Origin of the sequence: Xanthobacter sp. NM-25 (genome assembly GCF_022138605.1) — a bacterium.
Lineage (GTDB): Bacteria > Pseudomonadota > Alphaproteobacteria > Rhizobiales > Xanthobacteraceae > Xanthobacter.
Map to the genome: position 1 here is coordinate 170431 of NZ_JACBFS010000003.1, position 17047 is coordinate 187477.

Genomic DNA, 17047 nt, shown 5'->3' on the forward strand with positions numbered 1-17047 from the left:
GCTGAAAATCGCACCAACCTTTTGACGTGACGCGGTTTGCGCCCTGTCCTCGGGGCGCGAAAAATCGGCGGGGCGTTCAGGTGGGCGTCAGTTCCGTATGCTTGCGTGGAGGTCGGCGCGCCTGGCCCGGTGCGGGTCCGGCGTGGCTGAATGGACCCATGAGGGGCCTTTGCGCGCTGAGGTCTGGCATTTTCGGGACGCGATGGGGTGTCCGCTTCGCTGGAGAGTGCACGCGCCCGGGCATGTAGTGGAGGCGGGAGAGGACACCATGAAGCATGCGCGCATCGCCGCAACCGGCCGGTCGTGGACGGTCCCGCCGCGGGTTCGTGGTGCGATGCGTCGTGCTGCCCCTCGTGCTGCCCGTCGTGCGGCCTTTGGCGTCCTGCTGGCGGCCATGCTCGCCGGCGCCTCCTGGCTTCTGCCATCGGCCATGCCGTGGCAGGTGACCCCGGCGCAGGCCGGCCGCGATTGCGCGGCGCCCCTGGCCGAATGGCAGCCGCGCGCGGCGCTGGTGCAGCAGCTGGAAGCGGAGGGCTGGACGGTCCAGTCGGTGCGCATCGACGACGGCTGCTACAAGGTGCGCGCGGTCAACGCCCAGGGGGAGACCCTGCGCGCCGTCTTCGATCCGGTCAGCCTGGAGCGCCGGCCCGGCGGCCACCACAGGGGCGGTGGGCACCATGGGGAGGACCGCCATCGGCCGGATCTGCGGCCGGATCTGCGACCGGACGGCGGCCCACCGGACTGAGGCGGCGCACTCCTCGCCGCACGCCATTGCGGTCTCATGTGGCGCTGCTTCCTGCGCGCGGCTTTATGGATGCGGCTTCATGCGCCCACAGTCTGGGCCACCCAGCGCTTCAGTTCGCTCGCCGGCAGCGCGCCACTGCGCCGCGCCACCTCCCGGCCCCCCTTGAACAGAATGAGGGTGGGAATGGCCTGGATATGCAGCCGGGCGGCGAGATCACGCTCGGCTTCCGTATCCACCTTGGCGAGCCGCACCCGGGGTTCCAGCTCCGCCGCGGCGGCCTCGAACACCGGCGCCATGGCCCGGCACGGGCCGCACCAGGAGGCCCAGAAGTCCACCAGGACCGGCAGGTCGGCGGCGCCGATGTGACGATCGAAATGGGCCCCGTCGAGGGCGATGGGATGGCCCGTGAACAGCGCTTCGCCGCACTTGCCGCAGCGCCCGTGCGCCCCGCGCTTGTCGGCGCTCAGCCGGTTCAGCTGGTGGCAGTGGGGGCAGGGGATGATGATGGTATCGCTCATGATGAAATCCTGGCGCGGAGGGCCGCGCGTGCTGAGCGATATATAGGGTGCCACGCAGCGATCGGAAGTTGTCGCGCCGTCGCTTGCCACCTCCCTGCGTGCGGGTTCACCACTGCGGCGTCACGGCGGCGTCGGGCAGCAGGCTTTCCAGGCGATCGAGCAGGGGCTGTTGGGCCGGCAGGATCCGCGTGCGGGCTGCGGCGAGGGAGAACCAGGCCACCCGGTCCACTTCCGGAAACACCGCGCGCCGGCCGCTGCGCGGGGGCCATTCCAGCTCGAAGCTGTTGCTGCGCTGGGCCAGAGGGTCGAGCGTTCCGGCCAGAGCGAAGGCCACCACCTCCTTGTGGCGGCCCTGCTGGATGCGGCCGAGGGGGATCAGCGGTCCGAGGGCCGGCTGGCCGGTCTCTTCGGCGAATTCCCGGCGGGCCGCCTGCTCCAGGGTTTCGCCGGGCATCACCCCGCCTTTGGGGATGGTCCACGCGCCGAGGTCCCGGTGGCGCCAGAACGGGCCGCCGGGGTGGCCCAGCAGCACTTCGGTGCCGCTGGCGGGGGTGCGAAACAGCAGGATGCCCGCGCTCAGTTCGCCCATGGCCGTCTCCCGATGCGGCGTCGCGCCTGCCGGGGTTCTATCGCCGCGGCGGGCGGCAGGGAAGGCGAAAGCCGCGCCCGCCCGACGTCAGGGCGAGACCGGCAGCAGGGCACGCAGCAGCGCGCGCAGCTTCTCGCCGGTGGAGACCTCGGCCATCACCGAAGCCTCGAAGGCGGTGAAGGCGGCGTCGAGCTTGGCGAGCTCCGTCTGTTTCTGCGCTTCGCTCAGGAAGGCATGCTTCAGCCCATTGTGGGCGAAGGCCTTCAAGGTCGGGTAGCCGATGCCCTGGTCGCGGGCGGCGCGGAAATATTCCCCCGACAGATCGATGCGCGACACCCCGGCATCGTCGGTGGCGAGGGTGATGGGCACGCCGGCCGCGAGATAGGTGAGGAGGGGATGCTCGCGTCCGCGCACGCCAAGGATCACGTCGGAGGAGGTGAGGGCGATCTCCACCGTCACGCCGCGCCGGCGCATCTCCTTCAGCAGGCCCTCCATGTCCCGCTCGAAGGGAATGGCGGTGCCATGGCCGATGCGGCGGGCGCCGGCCACCTCCACCGCGGCGCGGATGTGGAAGTCGAGATCGGGCGGCGGCACGAGGCCCAGCCACAATTCCCCCGCATGCAGCGCCACCGGCACATCCTGGCCCGCCAGGAAGCCGATCCAGGCCATGTGGGTGCGATAGTCGGCGAGCGAGATGCGATAATCTTCCGGCCCCACATAATTGAAGCCGGCCACCACCTCCGGCAGCGCCCGCACCAGGGCCGCGGACAAAGCGGTCTGGGCGAACACGCCGGCAGGCGGGCTGTTGCGGTTGACCTGGGCGATGAAGCGGAAGGTGACGCCGCAACCCGGCCGGGTGCGGGCGTCATCGCAATCGAGCAGGGTCTCGATGCGGTGCATCAGGCCGCGCACCTGCTCGGCGCGCGTCGCCACCACCCGGTCGAGGCCCGCCGCCTTCAAAGCGGCCAGCATGGCGGCGGGATCGCTTTCGCCGGCGGCCACCGGCCCCAGCGCGCGCCGGTCCTCGCCGCCGAAGAAGGTCACCATGAATTCGGCATATTGCACCTGGGTGGCGTCATATTGCTTGAGCTGGTCCACCACCATCTCGGCGACGCGATCGAGGGTGCTCGGCCAGTCGGGGCCGGAGGTGGCGGCATTGAAGCGGCCGAAGGTGCCGAAGAACTGGTCGTGGCCGGAGGGGGTCTCCGGCGTGGGCAGGAACCAGCGCAGGGAGAGGGCATTGATGAGCCGGTCATAGGTGGCCTGGCCCTTGGGCCCGCTCACCGCCGCCGCCAGCGGCACCACCGCCGGATCGGCACCGCACGGCTGCGCCGCGGGGGCGTCGGCGGGCGGGGGCAGCAGCGTCATGTCGGCGGGTCGCAGGCACAGGCCGTCGCGCAGGCCGAAGGCGATGAGGCGCTCGGCATAGACGGCGCCCGACAGATGGGTGTGCAGATCGCCGCCCTTGGGCATGCGGTTCAGGAACGCCCGCATGCGCGGCAGATTGTGGCGCAGGGCCTCGAACTGCCCGGCCGTGACGTGGGCCGGCAGATCGCTCGCCACCACCGCGATGCGCCCCACGACGAGCGCCGCCGCCAGCAGGATGACGGCCCCCAGAATCCGACGTCGCACGCCCATGCCCCTTTGCCAGCCCGGGCGCCGATCTTGGGACCCGACGGGGCGCGGAGCCTAGCCCAGCTCCGGCCCGGTTGGGAATGCCGTGTGACGCTTCAGCTTTCGGGCGGCACCATCATCACGGGCCGGGGTGCAGCAAGGCGGCATAGCGCTCGGGATCGGTGGCACCCTCGGTGGCCACCAGCAGCACGCGGGAGCCGGCATCGAGGCCGAGCGCCGCGCGCGCCTCGGGATCCGCTGCGGCCTGGAGCAGCCCGGCAAGGCCGGCGGCGCCGCTTTCCCCCGCCACGATGGCCGGATCACCGCGCACCGGATCGGCCAGCCGCCGCAGGGCGGCGATGTCCTCCTCGTCGCTCACCGTCATGAAGCCGGTGGCGAGGCGCGACAGCAGGTCGAAGGCGGTGAGGGAGGGGGCGTAGCATTCCAGCATGGCCATGACGGTGGGCGCGCCGGGGGCCACCTCCACCGCCCGGCCGGCGGTCGCGCTGGCAGAGAGGCAGGCGGCGCGGTCCGGCTCCACCACGATGCAGCGGGGGCTTGAAGGCCCATAGGCACCGGCGAAATAGGCCGCCAATGCCGCCGCGATGCCGCCGACGCCGGCCTGGATGAACAGATGGGTGGGCGGGGCGTCGAGGGCGTCCACCACCTCCCGCGCCAGCGCGCCATAGCCTTGCATGACCAGGGTGGGCACCCGGCCCGGCTCCGGCCAGGCGGTGTCGGAGACCAGAATCCAGCCACGCGCGGCGGCGACGCGGGCGGCGGCGGCCACCGAATCGTCGTAGCTGCCGGGCACTTCGGTGATGGTGGCGCCGAAGGCGGCCATGGCCGCCCGGCGCGGCGCGCTCACGCCGGGATGCACGAAGATGACGGCGCGGGCGCCCACCTGGGCGGCGCCATGGGCCACAGAGCGACCATGGTTGCCATCGGTGGCACAGGTGAAGGTGAGGGTTTCGGCGATGGCGCGGACCGGCGCGGTCCACAGGTCCGCGGGCGCCAGCGGCCGGCCGAGGCGGTGTTCCGCCGTCTCCAGCACCAGCCGCGCCACCGCATAGGCACCGCCCAGGGCCTTGAAGCTGCCGAGGCCCAGCCGCGGACTCTCGTCCTTCACATGCACGGCGCTGAGCCCCAGGGCGTCCGCAAGGCCGGGCAGGGCGCGCAGCGGCGTCTCGAACGGCGCCTGCGGCCCTTCCGCATGGCGCAGATAGAGCGGCACACGGGCGGCCGCCTCGGCGCCGAAGGTGATGCGTTCATCCGCGGTCAGCCGGTGGCTCGGGTCCTGAATGTGTGCGGTCTGGGGATTGAGCTGCAGCATGGCCGTCCTCTGATGGGCTGGGCAATGCTATTGCGCTCCAGGTGAGAAAGGCTGTGAATTTTGCTCGAGATGGCGCAAAATTCTTGCGTCAGATGGGGCGTTCATGGCTGCTTTTCCGCTGCTCGATGGTTTCGATCGGGCCATTTTGAGAATCCTCCAGGAGGACAACACCACCCCGCTGCGGGTCATCGGCGCTGCGGTGCACCTCTCGGCGCCGGCGGTGCAGCGGCGCATCAAGCGGCTGGAGGCGGCGGGGGTGATCGCCGCCCAGGTGGCGGTGCTTGATCCCGCGGCGTTGGGCCAGGCGCTCACCATCTTCGTGGAGGTGAGTCTCGACAGCGAGAAGGTGGCGGATGTGGATGCCGCCAAGCGCGCCTTTCGCGCCGCCCCGGAAGTGCAGCAATGCTATTACGTCACCGGCGAGGCGGATTTCGTGCTGGTGGTGGTGGTGCCCAGCATGGCCGCTTATGAGGCGCTCACCCGCCGTCTGTTCTTCGACAATCCCAACGTACGCCGTTTCCGCACCTTCGTCGCCATGGACCGGGTGAAGGCGGGCCTCGGCGTGCCGGTGGAGGACGCGACATAGGATCGGCTGGCCTTCCGCACACATAATCGATGTGTGCCGCAGAACAACGTTTTCCCGATGGCGCTTCTCCCTCTCCCGCTTGCGGGGGAGGGCCGGGGAGGGGGCAAGACGCCGGGATGGTGGGCTCGCAGCTACTGCGAAGTGCGGCGCCTTGATGATTCAAACGCAATGAAAACTCCAGCCCCTGCTATACCGAGCCGGTCCTGGCCCCCTCTCCTGCACGCTGGAGAGGGGATGAGCCCTGCCACGAGCGGTGTCCTTAAATGTGGATCGCACCTAATCCACCGGCGCATCGGCCTCGAAGGCGCGGCCGCGGCGGCCGCGGGATTCGGCTTGGGCGCGGATGTGCTGAACCAGGAAGGGCAGGGCGGCCGGGCGATGGCGGGCGGGGTTCCAGATGACCGAGACCGGCCGGCGGATGGGCGCGCCGTCCAGCGTCAGGCGCAGCGGTCGGCCTGAGCCGGCCGGAATGGCCGCGGAGGAGGAGAGCACGGCGATGCCATGGCCCGCCTCCACCAGCGCCACCAGGGTGTGGGGGCTGTCGCTTTCCAGCACCACCTTGGGCCGCATGCCCACCTGGCGGCAGGCGTGCTCGAACAGATCCCGGGTCATGAAGCCCCGTCGCAGCAGCAGCAGCGGGGCATCCGCGAGGCTCTGGATGGGCAGGCCCGCGTCCTGCCGGCGCGGGTCGCCGGCCGGCAGCACCACCTGCAGCTCGGCCATGAACAAGGGCTCGCCGGCCAGGGTGTGGGGCTCGTCGGGGCTTGCCACGCAGAGGTGGACGGCGCCGCGCTCCACCATCTCGATGAGGGTGTCGTTGTGCCCCTCCATCAAGGTCACCTCCACGTCCGGGTGGCTGGCCTTGAAGGCGGCCAGCGCCGGGGCGAACAAAGCGGCGATGGTCTGCGGCGTGGCGCCGATGCGCAGATGGCCCACCTGGCCCCGCGCCACCGCATCGGCGCGGGAGGAGAGGGCATCGGCCTGCTCCAGCAGGCTGGCGGCCCGGGGCAGCAATTCCTCCCCCTCGGTGGTGAGCACCAGCCGCTTGCCAACCCGATCGAACAGCTTCAGCCCCAGGTCGTCCTCGAAGCCCTGCAGGGCGCGGGAGAGGGCGGACTGGCTGATGTGGAGCGCCTCCGCTGCACGGGAAACGTTCAACATCTCAGCCACCGTGACGAAAAAGTGCAGGCGTCGCAGGTCCAGCATTCTTATGCATCCTCTGCATAAGAAAATGGCTCATGTTTGCATTGGACACAAGTTGGGCAATGAGGGCGCAATGGCACATCGCCTTCGGCGCAATAAGCCTTCCAGGAGCCCTCCATGTCCGTTCGCCCCACCCGTCGCAGCGTTCTTCTCGCGAGTGTTCTCTCCGCTGGTCTGGCGCTGCCCCTGACCTCCACCGCCTGGGCCGAGTGGCCGGAGAAGCCCATCACCGTCACCGTGGGATTCGGCGCGGGCGGCACCACCGACATCGCCGCCCGCGCGGTGGCCGATGTGGTGTCCCGCAAGCTGGGCCAGCCGGTGGTGGTGGAGAACAAGCCCGGCGCCGGCGGCGCCGTGGCCGCCACCGCCCTCACCAAGATGCCGGCGGATGGCTACAATCTGGTGGCCACCACCTCCACCACCATCACCCTTGATCCGCAGATGACGAAGCTCGCCTTCACGCCTGAGGACTTCACCTATGTGGCGGCGGTGGGCCAGTTCCCTGAGGCGTTCATCGCGCTGCCCAGCAAGGGCTGGAAGAATCTGAGCGATGCCCTGGCGGCCGCAAAGGCCGCGGGCCGCATGAACTACGCCTCCAGCACCTCGCTGGACCGCATGGTCACCGCCGTGCTCGGCAAGAAGGTGGGCGCGCAGCTGGTGCCGGTGCCCACCCGCTCCGGCGCCGAGGTGGTGACCCAGGTGATGGGCGGCCACGTGGATCTCGGCTATTCCTCCGGCGCCTATTTTCCCCAGGCCAAGGCCGGTGAGGTGGCGGTGATGGCGGTGCTGGGCGAGAAGCGCCTTGCCGCCTTCCCCAACGTGCCCACCCTGAAGGAGCTGGGCTACGGTATCTCTTCCGTCAACCTCATCCTGTTCGTGGCGCCCAAGGGCGTGCCGGCGGATGTGGCCGAGAAGCTCTATGCCGCCTTTGCCGCCGCCGGTACCGATCCGTCCGTGGTGGCGCTCATGGAGAAGCGGGCCCTCGCCAATGTGGTGGAGACCGGCGCGACCCTCGCCAAGACCATCCACAGCCAGAGCGCCGATTTCGCGCGGTTGATCGAAGAGGCCAAGTGATCACCCATGGGTGATCATTTGGGTGATCAGCCGCCTGGCTGATCACGGGAGACGTCCCCCGCTGCTCCCGCGGTCGTCGGGGGCTTGGACGCGGGCGCCCGCCTCAGGGTGCCCGCGTCGGGCTCCCTCTTCGATGTTCCTTGCTGCAAGGCTGCCGCATGTCCGTTTCCTCCCCCACTCCGGATGGCCCGCCCCCGGCGCGTGCCGCCCTGCGGTCCCGTGGATCGCTGCTGCTGGAAGCCGCTCTGCTCGGCGCGCTGACGCTGCTGGTGGTGTTCGTCGTCATTCCCGCCGAAACCAGTGCCGGCGGCATCGGCCTGTCGCCGGCCTTCCTGCCCACCGTCTGCGCGGCGGCGGCGGGTTTCTTCGCGGTGGTCGATGCGCTGCTGCGGGTGCTGCGGGCCGAGCCTTCCGCGCGCTATCCGGAGGGCTGGACCGCCTTCTTCCGCATCGGTGCGGTGGCGGTCGCGGGCGTCGTCATTCTGGCCTATGCGGGCCCCGGGGCCTGTGCGCTGGTGACGGTGCCGGCGGGCATGGCCATGCTGGGCGAGCGCCGGCCCCTGCCGCTGCTCGCCGCCGGCCTCGTGTGCGGCGGCATCTTCCGGCTTCTGGTGGGTTGAGGGGCGCGCCATGCATGATGCTCTGCTCGGTCTCACCGACGCCCTCACCCCCACCACCGTGGCCTTCATCTTCATGGGGGTGCTGCTCGGCTATGTCATCGGCGTGCTGCCAGGACTGAACCGGCCGGCGGCCTTGGCCATCGCCATTCCCATCAGCTACTATCTCACGCCGCTCACGGCCGTTGGCTTCCTCATCGGCATCGCCAAGGCAAGCGGCGCCGGCGGCGCCACCACCGCCATCCTCATCAACACCCCCGGCGAGCCCAATGCCGCCGTCACCTGCCTCGACGGCTATCCCCTGGCCCGCGCCGGCCGGGCCAAGCAGGCGCTGCAGACGGCGCTCTACGGCTCGGTCATCGGCGACGTCATCGGCACCCTGGCGCTGATCCTGCTGGCGCGCCCGCTGGCGAGCCTCGCCCTGGGCATCGGCCCCTTGGAAATGTCGGCGGTGATGCTGCTCGCCCTCACCTTCATCGCCGCTCTGGCCGGCCACTCCCTGTTCCGTGGCCTCGCGGCCGGCATGCTGGGGGTATTGATGTCCACCGTCGGCCTCGATGTGGAGAGCGGCTCGCCGCGCCTCATCTTCGATCAGGTGGAACTGATGGACGGGGTGCCGCTGCTGGCGGTCACCGTCGGCATGCTGGCGCTGGCGGAGATGATCATCCAGGCCGAGGAAGTGTTCGGCAAGAAGCCGGAAGAGAGCGTCACCGCCGACACCGACGCCAAGGGAGATCGCTTCGGCTGGCCGGAATTCCGCCACGTGCTGCCCACCTTCCTGCAGTCCAGCGCCATCGGCACCGCCATCGGCCTGCTGCCGGGGCTGGGGCCGACGGTGGCCTCGTTCGCCTCCTATGCGCTCGCCAAGCGCATGGCCAAGCCCGGCGAGAAGTTCGGCCAAGGCGAATTGAAGGGCGTCGCCGCCGCCGAGACCGCCGACAATGCGGTGGTGCCGGCGAGCTTCATTCCCCTGTTCGCTCTGGGCCTGCCCGGCTCGGTCTCCGCCGCCATCCTGATCGCCGCCCTGACCATCCACGGGGTAACCCCCGGGCCTCGCCTGTTCGAGGAGCAGGGGCGGCTGGTCTACGGCATCTTCGGCGCCATGCTGGTGGCGGCGGTGCTGATGCTGGTGGTGGGGCGGATCGGCCTCGTCGCCTTCGCTCAGCTCACCAAGGTGCCGGCAACTATCATCATACCGTTCGTCACCATGCTGTGCCTGATCGGCTCCTATCTCGAGAGCCATTCGGTGTTCGCCGTGGGCGTCATGGTCCTCTTCGGCCTCGTCGGCTACCTCATGCACCGCTTCGACTATTCTCGGGTCACCTTCCTCATCGGTTTCGTGATCGGCCCGCAGTTCGAACTGTCGGTGCGGCAGTCCCTCATCATCACCAATGGCGACGTCACTTCGCTGATCCACCACCCGGTCGCCTTGGCGCTGCTGGTGGCGGCGCTGGTGGCCGCCGTGTTCTTCGTGCGCACCCCGCGGCGGGTGCAAGCCGTGGGAGAAAGCGCTTGAAAATCAATATCAATGCCGACATCGGCGAGAGCTTCGGCAAGTACAGGATCGGCAACGATCAGGAGCTGATGGGGCTGATCGGCTCCGCCAACGTGGCCTGCGGCATGCACGCCGGCGACCCGGTCATCATGGCCCGCACGGTGCGCCTGGCCCTGGATAATGGCGTCTCCATCGGCGCCCACCCCGGCTTCAACGACATCTGGGGTTTTGGTCGACGGCAGATTCGCATGAATCCTCAAGACCTTGAATATTATGTCACGTACCAGATCGGCGCCCTCCAGGCGCTCGCGGAAGCCCAGGGGGCGCGGGTCACCCATGTGAAACCCCACGGCGCCCTGAACAACATGGCCCATGCCAGCGAGGACTACGCCATGGCCATCGGCCGCGGCATCAAGGCGGCCGATCCGGAGCTGATCTATGTGGCCAATGTGGGCTCCCAGATGAGCCACGCCGGCGCCCGCCTGGGGCTCAAGGTGGCCAATGAATCCTATGTGGACCGGGTCTATGACGACGACGGCCAGATGGCCTCCCGCGAGCGGGCCGATGCGGTGATCCATGATCCCCAGCAGGCGGTGAACCAGGTGCTGCGGGTGATCGAGGACGGTGCCCTGCTGTGCAGCTCCGGCAAGCGCATCCCGGCGGAGGTGCACACCTTCTGCGTCCACGGCGACGAACCCACCGCCGTGCCGGTGATGCGGGCGCTGCGCACCGCGCTGGAAGCGGCCGGCATTGACGTGGTGCCGCTGCCGCAGATGTTCTCCTAAGGCTTGAACTCTAAGGGTTTGCCGCCGCCGCCGGCACCGGCGCGGCGGCATCCCAGATGCGCTCGAAGGCGGCCATGTAGCGCGCCACCGAAGCGGGATCGTGCAGCAAAATCAAGTCGTTGTCCTGGTGTTTCAGGGCGCTGTCGTTGAAATTGGCCGAGCCGGTGCGCAGCAACGCGCCATCAATGGCATAGGCTTTCAGATGCATGATTGGCCGCTCCCGCTTCTGCCGCATGCTGGCGCGGAGCGGGGCCAGCCGGCCGTAGGCCTGCTTTTGAGTGGGGTCGATGACGATGCGCACCTTGACCCCGCGCCGGGCCGCCGCCACCAGGGCATCCACCACCGCATGGTCGGTGAGGATATAGGCCGCCATGTCGATGCGCGACTTGGCGGCGCCGATGAGCGCGACATCAATGGATTCAAGGTTTTCCGTCGGCGCGTAATGGGTTTCCGGTGCCACCTCCGCCGCTTGGAGGGGCGTGCCGGAGAGCGCGAAGAGCGTCAGCAGAAGGGACGGGATAGTCCGGGCGCGCATGGCGCTTCTCCTCAAGGCCGCGGCAAGGCGAACACGGTGAGCTGCCCGCCGAGCGCCGTATAACGGTTCAGGGCCGCATAGGCCTGGTTGGCGCCGGAGCCGTCGTTGGGATCGGTGAGGCCGGCGGCAAGGCCGATGCCGGCCCAGCCACCGACGCCGGACAGCACGGCGATATATTGCCGGCCCTTGTGTTCAAAGGTGGAGACATTGCCGACGATGCCGGAGGGCGTCTTGAAGCGATAGAGCTCGGCGCCGGTGCGCGCATCCACCGCCTTCAGATATCCTTCCAGCGTGCCGTAGAACACCACGCCGCCGGCGGTGGCCAGCGCCCCGGACCAGACCGAAAACCGCTCGTCCTTCGACCAGGCGATCTTCCCCTTGAGATTGTCCCAGGCGATGAAGCGGCCGGTGGCCCCCTTGCCATCGGGGCCGGGATACATGGCCAAGGTGGCGCCCACATAGGGCTGGCCTTCCCTATAGTCCACGTGAAACGGCTCGTAATCCATGCACATATGGCTGGTGGGCACGTAGAACAGACCGGTCTGTGGAGAATAGGCCGCCGGTTGCTGGTTCTTGGTGCCGAGGGCGGCGGGGCAGATGCCCCCATAGACTTCATCCTCGCCCTTTTCTTCCGTGGAGCGGGTCGGGTCCACCAGGGGGCGGCCGTAAGAGGGGCTTTGCGGATCGAGATCCACCTTCTTCGCCCAGTTCACCGAGGGGTCGAACTTCTCCGCCACCAGCAGGGCGCCGGTGGCGCGGTTCAATGTATAGGCGAAGCCGTTGCGGTCGAAATGGGTCAGCAGCGGCAGCTCGTGGCCATCAACGCTTTGATCGGTCAGGATCATTTCGTTGACGCCGTCATAGTCCCACTGGTCGTGGGGGGTCATCTGATAGACCCAGCGGGCGCTGCCGGTCTCCGCGTCGCGGGCGAAAATGGTCATGGACCATTTGTTGTCGCCGGGCCGCTGGGTGGGGTTCCAGGTGGACGGGTTGGCGGTGCCGTAATAGATGAGGTTCAGCTTGGGATCATACGCGAACCAGCCCCAGGTGGCGCCGCCGCCGGTTTTCCATTGGTCGCCCTTCCAACTCTTGAGGGAGGAATCCTTGCCCACCGGCCGGCCCAGCTCTGTGGTGTGCTCGGGGTCGATGCGCATCTCCGCGTCGGGGCCAGTGGAATAAGCGCGCCAAGCGAGGGAACCGTCCTTGATGTTGTAGGCGGTGAGGTGGCCGCGGGCGCCGAACTCGGAGCCGGCGATGCCGACAATGAGCTTGTCCTTCACCGGCATCACGGTGGCCGTGTTGGATTCTCCCTTTGCCGGATCGCCATTCACCACCGACCACTTCTTGGCCCCGGTCCTGGCATCGAGGGCGACGATGGTGGTGTCGGCCTGGTGCAGGAAGACGAGGCCGTCCGCATAGGCAAGGCCGCGATAGACGAGGTCGCAGCACATGATGGCGGTGACCGCCGCGGTCTGGCGCGGCTCGTATTTCCACAGGATGCGGCCGTCATGGTTGAGATCGAGGGCGTAGACGATGTTGGGGAAGGGCGTGTGCACATACATCACGTCGTCGACGATGAGCGGCGCCCCCTCATGGCCGCGCAGGACGCCGGTGGAGAAGGTCCAGACCACCTGCAGCTGGCCCACATTGGAGGCGTTGATCTGCGTGAGGCGGGAGAAGCGGGTGTTGGCGTAATCGAGGGTCTGAAGCACCTGCTGACGCGGATCGGCGCTGCGGCGCAGCACGTCGTCATTGGCCGATGCCGGGCCAGGACCGCCGAGGCTGAGGGCCATTGTGAGCCCCGCGCCCAACCGTCGGATCAGATACCGCCATCCCATGTGTGCCGTCTCCTGCAACCGCGTCTCCTCTGCCGATGTTGACCTCGGCTGGCGGGATTATGCCGGCGGTGCCCGGGCGGGCGCCAGACGGTACCGTTACGGCAATGAAGGGGCGCGGCTGCATTGCGCGGCCGTTTGATCCTGCGGCGTGGGCCGGCGGTGATTGCGCGTGGAGATGGTTGCCCGCTCTGCGAGCCTATGGCAAACGGAGCGGCGCGCGATCGATCCCCGCCAGCGGCTGGCGCTTGCGGGGATCTGGTCGAAAGACCCGGTTGAGCGGGCGCTGTGGCGGGACGGCGATGACAGGGATCCTCACCCTTGGCCGGCCTCATCCTTATCGAGACTGTTGCGATGAAACTTGCGGACGATCAGGAGCCGGCGACACCCGGCGTGGACACGCATGCGGCGCATGCCCGGGCCGTCGTGGTGCTGAGCGCGTTGGTCGCCACCCACGCGGGCCGGCTGGTCCGGTCCTTCTATGCGGCGTTTCTGGCCCAGCCGGAAGCGAAGTCGTTCCTGGATCGCGAGGTGGTGGAAACCCGCCTGGTGCCGTCGCTGGAGCGATGGCTGGGGGAGCTGTTCTCTGTGTCGGGGGAAGTGGACGGTGCGGTCGCCACCCAGCGTCGAATCGGTGAGATTCATGCCCGCATCAAGGTGCCCTTCCACCTGGTGATGGCCGGTAGCGCGCTGCTGAAGCGGGAGCTGTCCGGCCTGTTGGCGGCGGCCGAGATGGAATGCGCGACGCGGGTGGCCGCGCTCGTGCACCTCAATGAGCGCATGGACTGGGCCCTCAGCCTCATGAGCGAAGCCTATATGCAGGGCTCGGTGCGGCGGGCGCAGGTGGATGAGGCATTCCGGCTGTTCGCCATCGGCCACGACATCACGCTGGAGCGCGAGACCCAGCATGCCGCGCTCATGGAATGGTTGCAGTCCACGCTTTTCACCCTGTTCGAGCATGAGGTCGAGCCGGTGCTGAAGCCGCTGGGCAAATCACCCTTCGGCCTGTGGCTGCACCATCGCGCCGGCCTGATGTTCCAGGGCTCGCAAGGCTTGAACGTGATCCGTGACAATGTCCGCCGGATCGATGCCGATCTGCTGCCGCAGCTGCTGCGTGCCCGCGGTGATCGAGGCGGGCTGCTGCGCGAGCTGCTGGCGCGGCTGCGCGGCACCGTCGAGGAGATCAAGTTCGTCCTCTCCGATTTGTTCCAGGCCGCCATCGGCGCCGAAGGCGGGCGCGACCCGCTGACCCAGGCGCTCAACCGCCGCTTCCTGCCCACCATTCTCGGACGCGAGATCAGCCTGGCTGATCAGGGCGACCTGCCGCTGACCGTGGTGATGGTGGACGTGGACCATTTCAAGCAGGTCAACGATCGCTGGGGGCACTCCACCGGCGATCTGGTGCTGCAGCAGGTGGCCGGCGTGATCATGGACACCGTGCGCTTCAACGACTTCGTCTTTCGCTATGGCGGCGAGGAGTTCCTGATCGTTCTGGTGGAAACGCCGGCGGAAGAGGCGGCGATCGTGGCCGAGCGGCTGCGCGCGCAGATGGAGGAACGCAAGCTGCGGCTCGCCGATGGCAGTTTCGTGCAGGTCACAGCCTCCATCGGCATCGCCGCGTACAAGGGCCACCCTGATTATGCCCGCCTCATCGAGGCCGCAGACCGGGCGCTCTACCGGGCGAAGACCGATGGCCGCAACCGGGTGGTGATCGCCACCGATGAGAGCGCCGCGGCCGTGGAGCGTCGCTGATCCTCGCAGCTGCGCGGCGCCGCATGGTAGGCTGCCGCGCGCGACAGCCTGTCGGATGAGCCGGCGGAGCCGTCGATGGGTGTCGTTCTGGAGCAGGCCGCCGTGTCCCCTGACTATCATGTCCTGATCGTCGACGACGACGTTGAGCTACGGCGGCTGGCGAGCAAGTTCCTGCGGGAGAACGGCTTGAAGGTCTCCTCCGCGCAGGACGGACGGCAGATGCGCGAAACACTGGCGGCGGAGAGCATCGATCTCGTCATTCTCGACATCATGCTGCCCGGCACCAGCGGCCTTGATCTGTGCCGCGAGCTGCGGGCGCGCTCGGATGTGCCCATCATCATGCTCACGGCGCGCGGGGGAGATGTGGACCGCATCGTCGGGCTGGAGCTCGGGGCTGACGACTATCTCGCCAAGCCTTTCAATCCGCGCGAGCTTCTCGCCCGCATCCATGCCGTGCTCCGGCGCTTGCGCGGCAGTGGCGCGCAGACCGCGAGCGGCCGGCATCTGCTGTGCTTCTCCGGCTGGACGCTGGATACCCGCCGGCGCGAGCTGACCGATCCCGCCGGGGTGGTGGTCGACCTCTCGACAGGGGAATACGACCTTCTTCTCACCTTCCTGGAGCATCCCCAGCGGGTGTTGACGCGCGACCAATTGATGGACGCCGCCAAGAACCGCACCGCCACCGGTTTCGATCGCGCCATCGACATCCAGGTGAGCCGCCTGCGCAAGAAGATCGAGCGGGGGGAGGGGCCGGAGATCGTGAAGACCGTGCGGGGCGCCGGCTATTTCTTCTCGCCGGATGTGGAGCGCGCGTGATCCGCCGACTCGACAGCCTGGCGGCACGCACGGCAGTGGTGGCGGTGCTGGGCATCGTGCTCGTTCATCTCGCCAGCCTGTGGACCTACCAGCACGCTATGGAACGCGAGCGTCGCATGGCCCATGCCGCACGGCTCGCCGAACAACTGGTCTCGGTGCAGCGGGCGCTGGCCCTGGTGGCGCCGGACGAGCGCGAGAGCGTGGCGCACAGCCTCTCCGGCGGGGTCATCGACGCCCATTGGAACCGGGCGCCCGTCACCGCGCCGAATCGCAAGCCGCTGCTGCGGGATCAGGCGCTCGAAAGCCAGGTCCGCGCCCTGGCGCCGGTGCTGGCGCCCGAAGATGTGGTGATTGGCGCGACCGACGACCCGTATCTGGCCTTCGCCGCCCTGCGGCTGCCCGATGGCAGCTGGGCCAACGTGCGCCTGTTCGCCCCACCGCCGCAGCTCGATGGCGGACACGGCTCGGTGCTGTCCACCAGCCTCATGGCGCTGGGGGTGCTGCTGCTTTCACTCGCCATCGCCGCCTGGCTCACCCGGCCGCTGCGGGCCATGGCCCGGGCGGTGGCGCAGGTGCAGCCGGACAGGCCTTTCGCGCCGCTACCGGAAAATGGGCCGCGGGAGGTGCGTGAATTGGCGCACGCCTTCAATGGCATGCAGGCGCGCATCGCCGACCTCATCGGCCGGCGCACGCAGGCGCTGGTCGCGGTCTCCCACGATCTGCGCACGCCCATGACCCGCCTGCGCTTCCGCGCCGAGGATGTGGCCGATCCGTCGCTGCGCGAGGCGCTGGTGGCGGACATTTCCGAGATGGAGCAGATGGTCGAGGCGACGCTCTCCTATCTGCGCGGGGACAATGCCCAGGAGCCGAGCCGCCCCATGGACCTGGTGCCGCTGCTGGAGACCATCGTCAACGATGCGCGCGATCAGGGCCGCGAGGCGCAACTGGACGCCCCCGCCAGCCTTGTGGTGGCCGGGCGCCCCATCGCCTTGAAGCGGGCGGTGACCAACCTCGTCGAAAACGCGCTCTCCTACGGCGGCAGCGCTCATCTCACCCTTGCCGATGCCGGCGATCGGGTGAGCTTGACGGTGCGCGATCATGGACCGGGCATTCCCGAAGCGCAGCTGGAGACCGTGCTGGAACCCTTCGTGCGGCTGGATGCCTCCCGCAGCCGCGCCACTGGGGGCGTCGGCCTCGGCCTCACCATCGCGGCGGCGGCGGCGCGCAGCCATGGGGGCGCCCTGATCCTGGCCAACCACCCGGAAGGCGGCCTTGTGGTGACCCTCACCTTGCCCCGGATCGCTGCGGAAACAAATTGATACAGAAGCGATACGCGGCGTGACGGGCCGCGCGCTATCTGCCCCTCTTGATCCTTGCGGAACGGACGGGGTGAGAGATGGCGGGGCGGTTGGTACGAGACACGCGGATGCTCTCATGCGCTTCGACTGCTGGCTTTGAGCTGACGGCCGCACGCGGCGACGAGTTCCGTCCCTCCGCGCGCAGCCACGCCGAGAGGGCTCTCAAGCGCCATCGCGACACTCTTGATGTTC

Annotated in this window: 16 protein-coding genes; 9 read left to right on the top strand and 7 right to left on the bottom strand. The window is 68.7% G+C overall.

The window, feature by feature from the left end; all coding sequences use genetic code 11:
- Positions 1–334 precede the first annotated feature (334 nt).
- Positions 335–745 carry a PepSY domain-containing protein gene (locus tag MEU52_RS09620; protein WP_238121066.1) on the top strand — a complete coding sequence of 137 codons (411 nt, stop codon included), beginning with the start codon at positions 335–337 and terminating at the stop codon, positions 743–745.
- Between the two features lie 77 nt (positions 746–822).
- Here the strand turns inward: MEU52_RS09620 and trxC are convergent, their stop codons facing one another.
- The 4 genes from trxC to MEU52_RS09640 all read right to left on the bottom strand — a co-directional run bounded on the left by trxC (position 823) and on the right by MEU52_RS09640 (position 4799).
- Positions 823–1263 (bottom strand): thioredoxin TrxC, encoded by a 441-nt coding sequence (trxC, locus tag MEU52_RS09625; protein WP_238121067.1) that lies wholly within the window; start codon positions 1261–1263, stop codon positions 823–825.
- Between the two features lie 106 nt (positions 1264–1369).
- Positions 1370–1852: an NUDIX domain-containing protein gene (locus MEU52_RS09630; RefSeq protein WP_238121068.1), complete on the bottom strand. Its 483-nt coding sequence runs from the start codon at positions 1850–1852 to the stop codon at positions 1370–1372.
- Between the two features lie 87 nt (positions 1853–1939).
- Positions 1940–3484 carry an adenosine deaminase gene (locus MEU52_RS21940; RefSeq protein WP_238121069.1) on the bottom strand — a complete coding sequence of 515 codons (1545 nt, stop codon included), beginning with the start codon at positions 3482–3484 and terminating at the stop codon, positions 1940–1942.
- Between the two features lie 121 nt (positions 3485–3605).
- The gene (locus MEU52_RS09640; RefSeq protein ID WP_238121070.1) at positions 3606–4799 is read right to left on the bottom strand and encodes a diaminopropionate ammonia-lyase; all 1194 of its coding nucleotides are present in this window, start codon (positions 4797–4799) and stop codon (positions 3606–3608) included.
- Between the two features lie 103 nt (positions 4800–4902).
- Between MEU52_RS09640 and MEU52_RS09645 the strand changes: the two genes are divergently transcribed.
- Entirely contained in the window at positions 4903–5385 is a 483-nt protein-coding gene (locus tag MEU52_RS09645) for an Lrp/AsnC family transcriptional regulator (protein ID WP_238121071.1), read from the top strand.
- A gap of 276 nt (positions 5386–5661) precedes the next feature.
- Here the strand turns inward: MEU52_RS09645 and MEU52_RS09650 are convergent, their stop codons facing one another.
- Positions 5662–6591, bottom strand: coding sequence for a LysR family transcriptional regulator (locus MEU52_RS09650; RefSeq protein WP_238121072.1), 930 nt, complete (start codon positions 6589–6591; stop codon positions 5662–5664).
- A 114-nt stretch (positions 6592–6705) separates the two neighbouring features.
- Between MEU52_RS09650 and MEU52_RS09655 the strand changes: the two genes are divergently transcribed.
- The 4 genes from MEU52_RS09655 to MEU52_RS09670 all read left to right on the top strand — a co-directional run bounded on the left by MEU52_RS09655 (position 6706) and on the right by MEU52_RS09670 (position 10559).
- Positions 6706–7662 carry a Bug family tripartite tricarboxylate transporter substrate binding protein gene (locus MEU52_RS09655; protein WP_238121073.1) on the top strand — a complete coding sequence of 319 codons (957 nt, stop codon included), beginning with the start codon at positions 6706–6708 and terminating at the stop codon, positions 7660–7662.
- A gap of 158 nt (positions 7663–7820) precedes the next feature.
- Positions 7821–8282 (top strand): hypothetical protein, encoded by a 462-nt coding sequence (locus tag MEU52_RS09660; protein ID WP_238121074.1) that lies wholly within the window; start codon positions 7821–7823, stop codon positions 8280–8282.
- A 10-nt stretch (positions 8283–8292) separates the two neighbouring features.
- Positions 8293–9795, top strand: a complete 1503-nt coding sequence (locus tag MEU52_RS09665) for a tripartite tricarboxylate transporter permease (RefSeq protein ID WP_238121075.1) — start codon at positions 8293–8295, stop codon at positions 9793–9795.
- Positions 9792–10559, top strand: a complete 768-nt coding sequence (locus MEU52_RS09670; RefSeq protein WP_238121076.1) for a LamB/YcsF family protein — start codon at positions 9792–9794, stop codon at positions 10557–10559. The genes MEU52_RS09665 and MEU52_RS09670 overlap by 4 nt, the downstream gene beginning before the upstream one ends.
- A gap of 10 nt (positions 10560–10569) precedes the next feature.
- On the opposite strand, the gene MEU52_RS09675 is transcribed toward MEU52_RS09670, so the two are convergent.
- Together MEU52_RS09675 and MEU52_RS09680 are read right to left on the bottom strand one after the other, a co-directional pair.
- On the bottom strand, positions 10570–11094 hold the full coding sequence (locus MEU52_RS09675; protein WP_238121077.1) for a phospholipase D-like domain-containing protein: 525 nt from the start codon (positions 11092–11094) through the stop codon (positions 10570–10572).
- Between the two features lie 11 nt (positions 11095–11105).
- Entirely contained in the window at positions 11106–12887 is a 1782-nt protein-coding gene (locus tag MEU52_RS09680; RefSeq protein WP_443266500.1) for a methanol/ethanol family PQQ-dependent dehydrogenase, read from the bottom strand.
- A 396-nt stretch (positions 12888–13283) separates the two neighbouring features.
- Here MEU52_RS09680 and MEU52_RS09685 point away from each other — a divergent pair, with 396 nt between their 5' ends.
- The 3 genes from MEU52_RS09685 to MEU52_RS21945 all read left to right on the top strand — a co-directional run bounded on the left by MEU52_RS09685 (position 13284) and on the right by MEU52_RS21945 (position 16816).
- Complete coding sequence (locus tag MEU52_RS09685; protein WP_238121079.1) at positions 13284–14681, top strand: GGDEF domain-containing protein; 1398 nt, start codon at positions 13284–13286, stop codon at positions 14679–14681.
- Between the two features lie 75 nt (positions 14682–14756).
- Positions 14757–15497, top strand: coding sequence for a response regulator (locus MEU52_RS09690; RefSeq protein ID WP_238121080.1), 741 nt, complete (start codon positions 14757–14759; stop codon positions 15495–15497).
- Complete coding sequence (locus MEU52_RS21945) at positions 15494–16816, top strand: ATP-binding protein (RefSeq protein ID WP_238121081.1); 1323 nt, start codon at positions 15494–15496, stop codon at positions 16814–16816. The genes MEU52_RS09690 and MEU52_RS21945 overlap by 4 nt, the downstream gene beginning before the upstream one ends.
- Positions 16817–17047 lie beyond the last annotated feature (231 nt).

Excerpts from the sequence above, each read along its gene's own strand:
- MEU52_RS09665 (WP_238121075.1), top strand. The coding sequence starts at position 8,293 with ATGCATGATGCTCTGCTCGGTCTCACCGACGCCCTCACCCCCACCACC.
- MEU52_RS09660 (WP_238121074.1), top strand. The coding sequence starts at position 7,821 with ATGTCCGTTTCCTCCCCCACTCCGGATGGCCCGCCCCCGGCGCGTGCC.
- MEU52_RS09650 (WP_238121072.1), bottom strand. The coding sequence starts at position 6,591 with ATGCTGGACCTGCGACGCCTGCACTTTTTCGTCACGGTGGCTGAGATG.
- MEU52_RS09675 (WP_238121077.1), bottom strand. The coding sequence starts at position 11,094 with ATGCGCGCCCGGACTATCCCGTCCCTTCTGCTGACGCTCTTCGCGCTC.
- MEU52_RS09620 (WP_238121066.1), top strand. The coding sequence starts at position 335 with ATGCGTCGTGCTGCCCCTCGTGCTGCCCGTCGTGCGGCCTTTGGCGTC.
- MEU52_RS09640 (WP_238121070.1), bottom strand. The coding sequence starts at position 4,799 with ATGCTGCAGCTCAATCCCCAGACCGCACACATTCAGGACCCGAGCCAC.
- MEU52_RS09630 (WP_238121068.1), bottom strand. The coding sequence starts at position 1,852 with ATGGGCGAACTGAGCGCGGGCATCCTGCTGTTTCGCACCCCCGCCAGC.
- MEU52_RS09690 (WP_238121080.1), top strand. The coding sequence starts at position 14,757 with ATGGGTGTCGTTCTGGAGCAGGCCGCCGTGTCCCCTGACTATCATGTC.
- MEU52_RS09655 (WP_238121073.1), top strand. The coding sequence starts at position 6,706 with ATGTCCGTTCGCCCCACCCGTCGCAGCGTTCTTCTCGCGAGTGTTCTC.
- trxC (WP_238121067.1), bottom strand. The coding sequence starts at position 1,263 with ATGAGCGATACCATCATCATCCCCTGCCCCCACTGCCACCAGCTGAAC.
- MEU52_RS09645 (WP_238121071.1), top strand. The coding sequence starts at position 4,903 with ATGGCTGCTTTTCCGCTGCTCGATGGTTTCGATCGGGCCATTTTGAGA.
- MEU52_RS09685 (WP_238121079.1), top strand. The coding sequence starts at position 13,284 with ATGAAACTTGCGGACGATCAGGAGCCGGCGACACCCGGCGTGGACACG.
- MEU52_RS09680 (WP_443266500.1), bottom strand. The coding sequence starts at position 12,887 with ATGGCCCTCAGCCTCGGCGGTCCTGGCCCGGCATCGGCCAATGACGAC.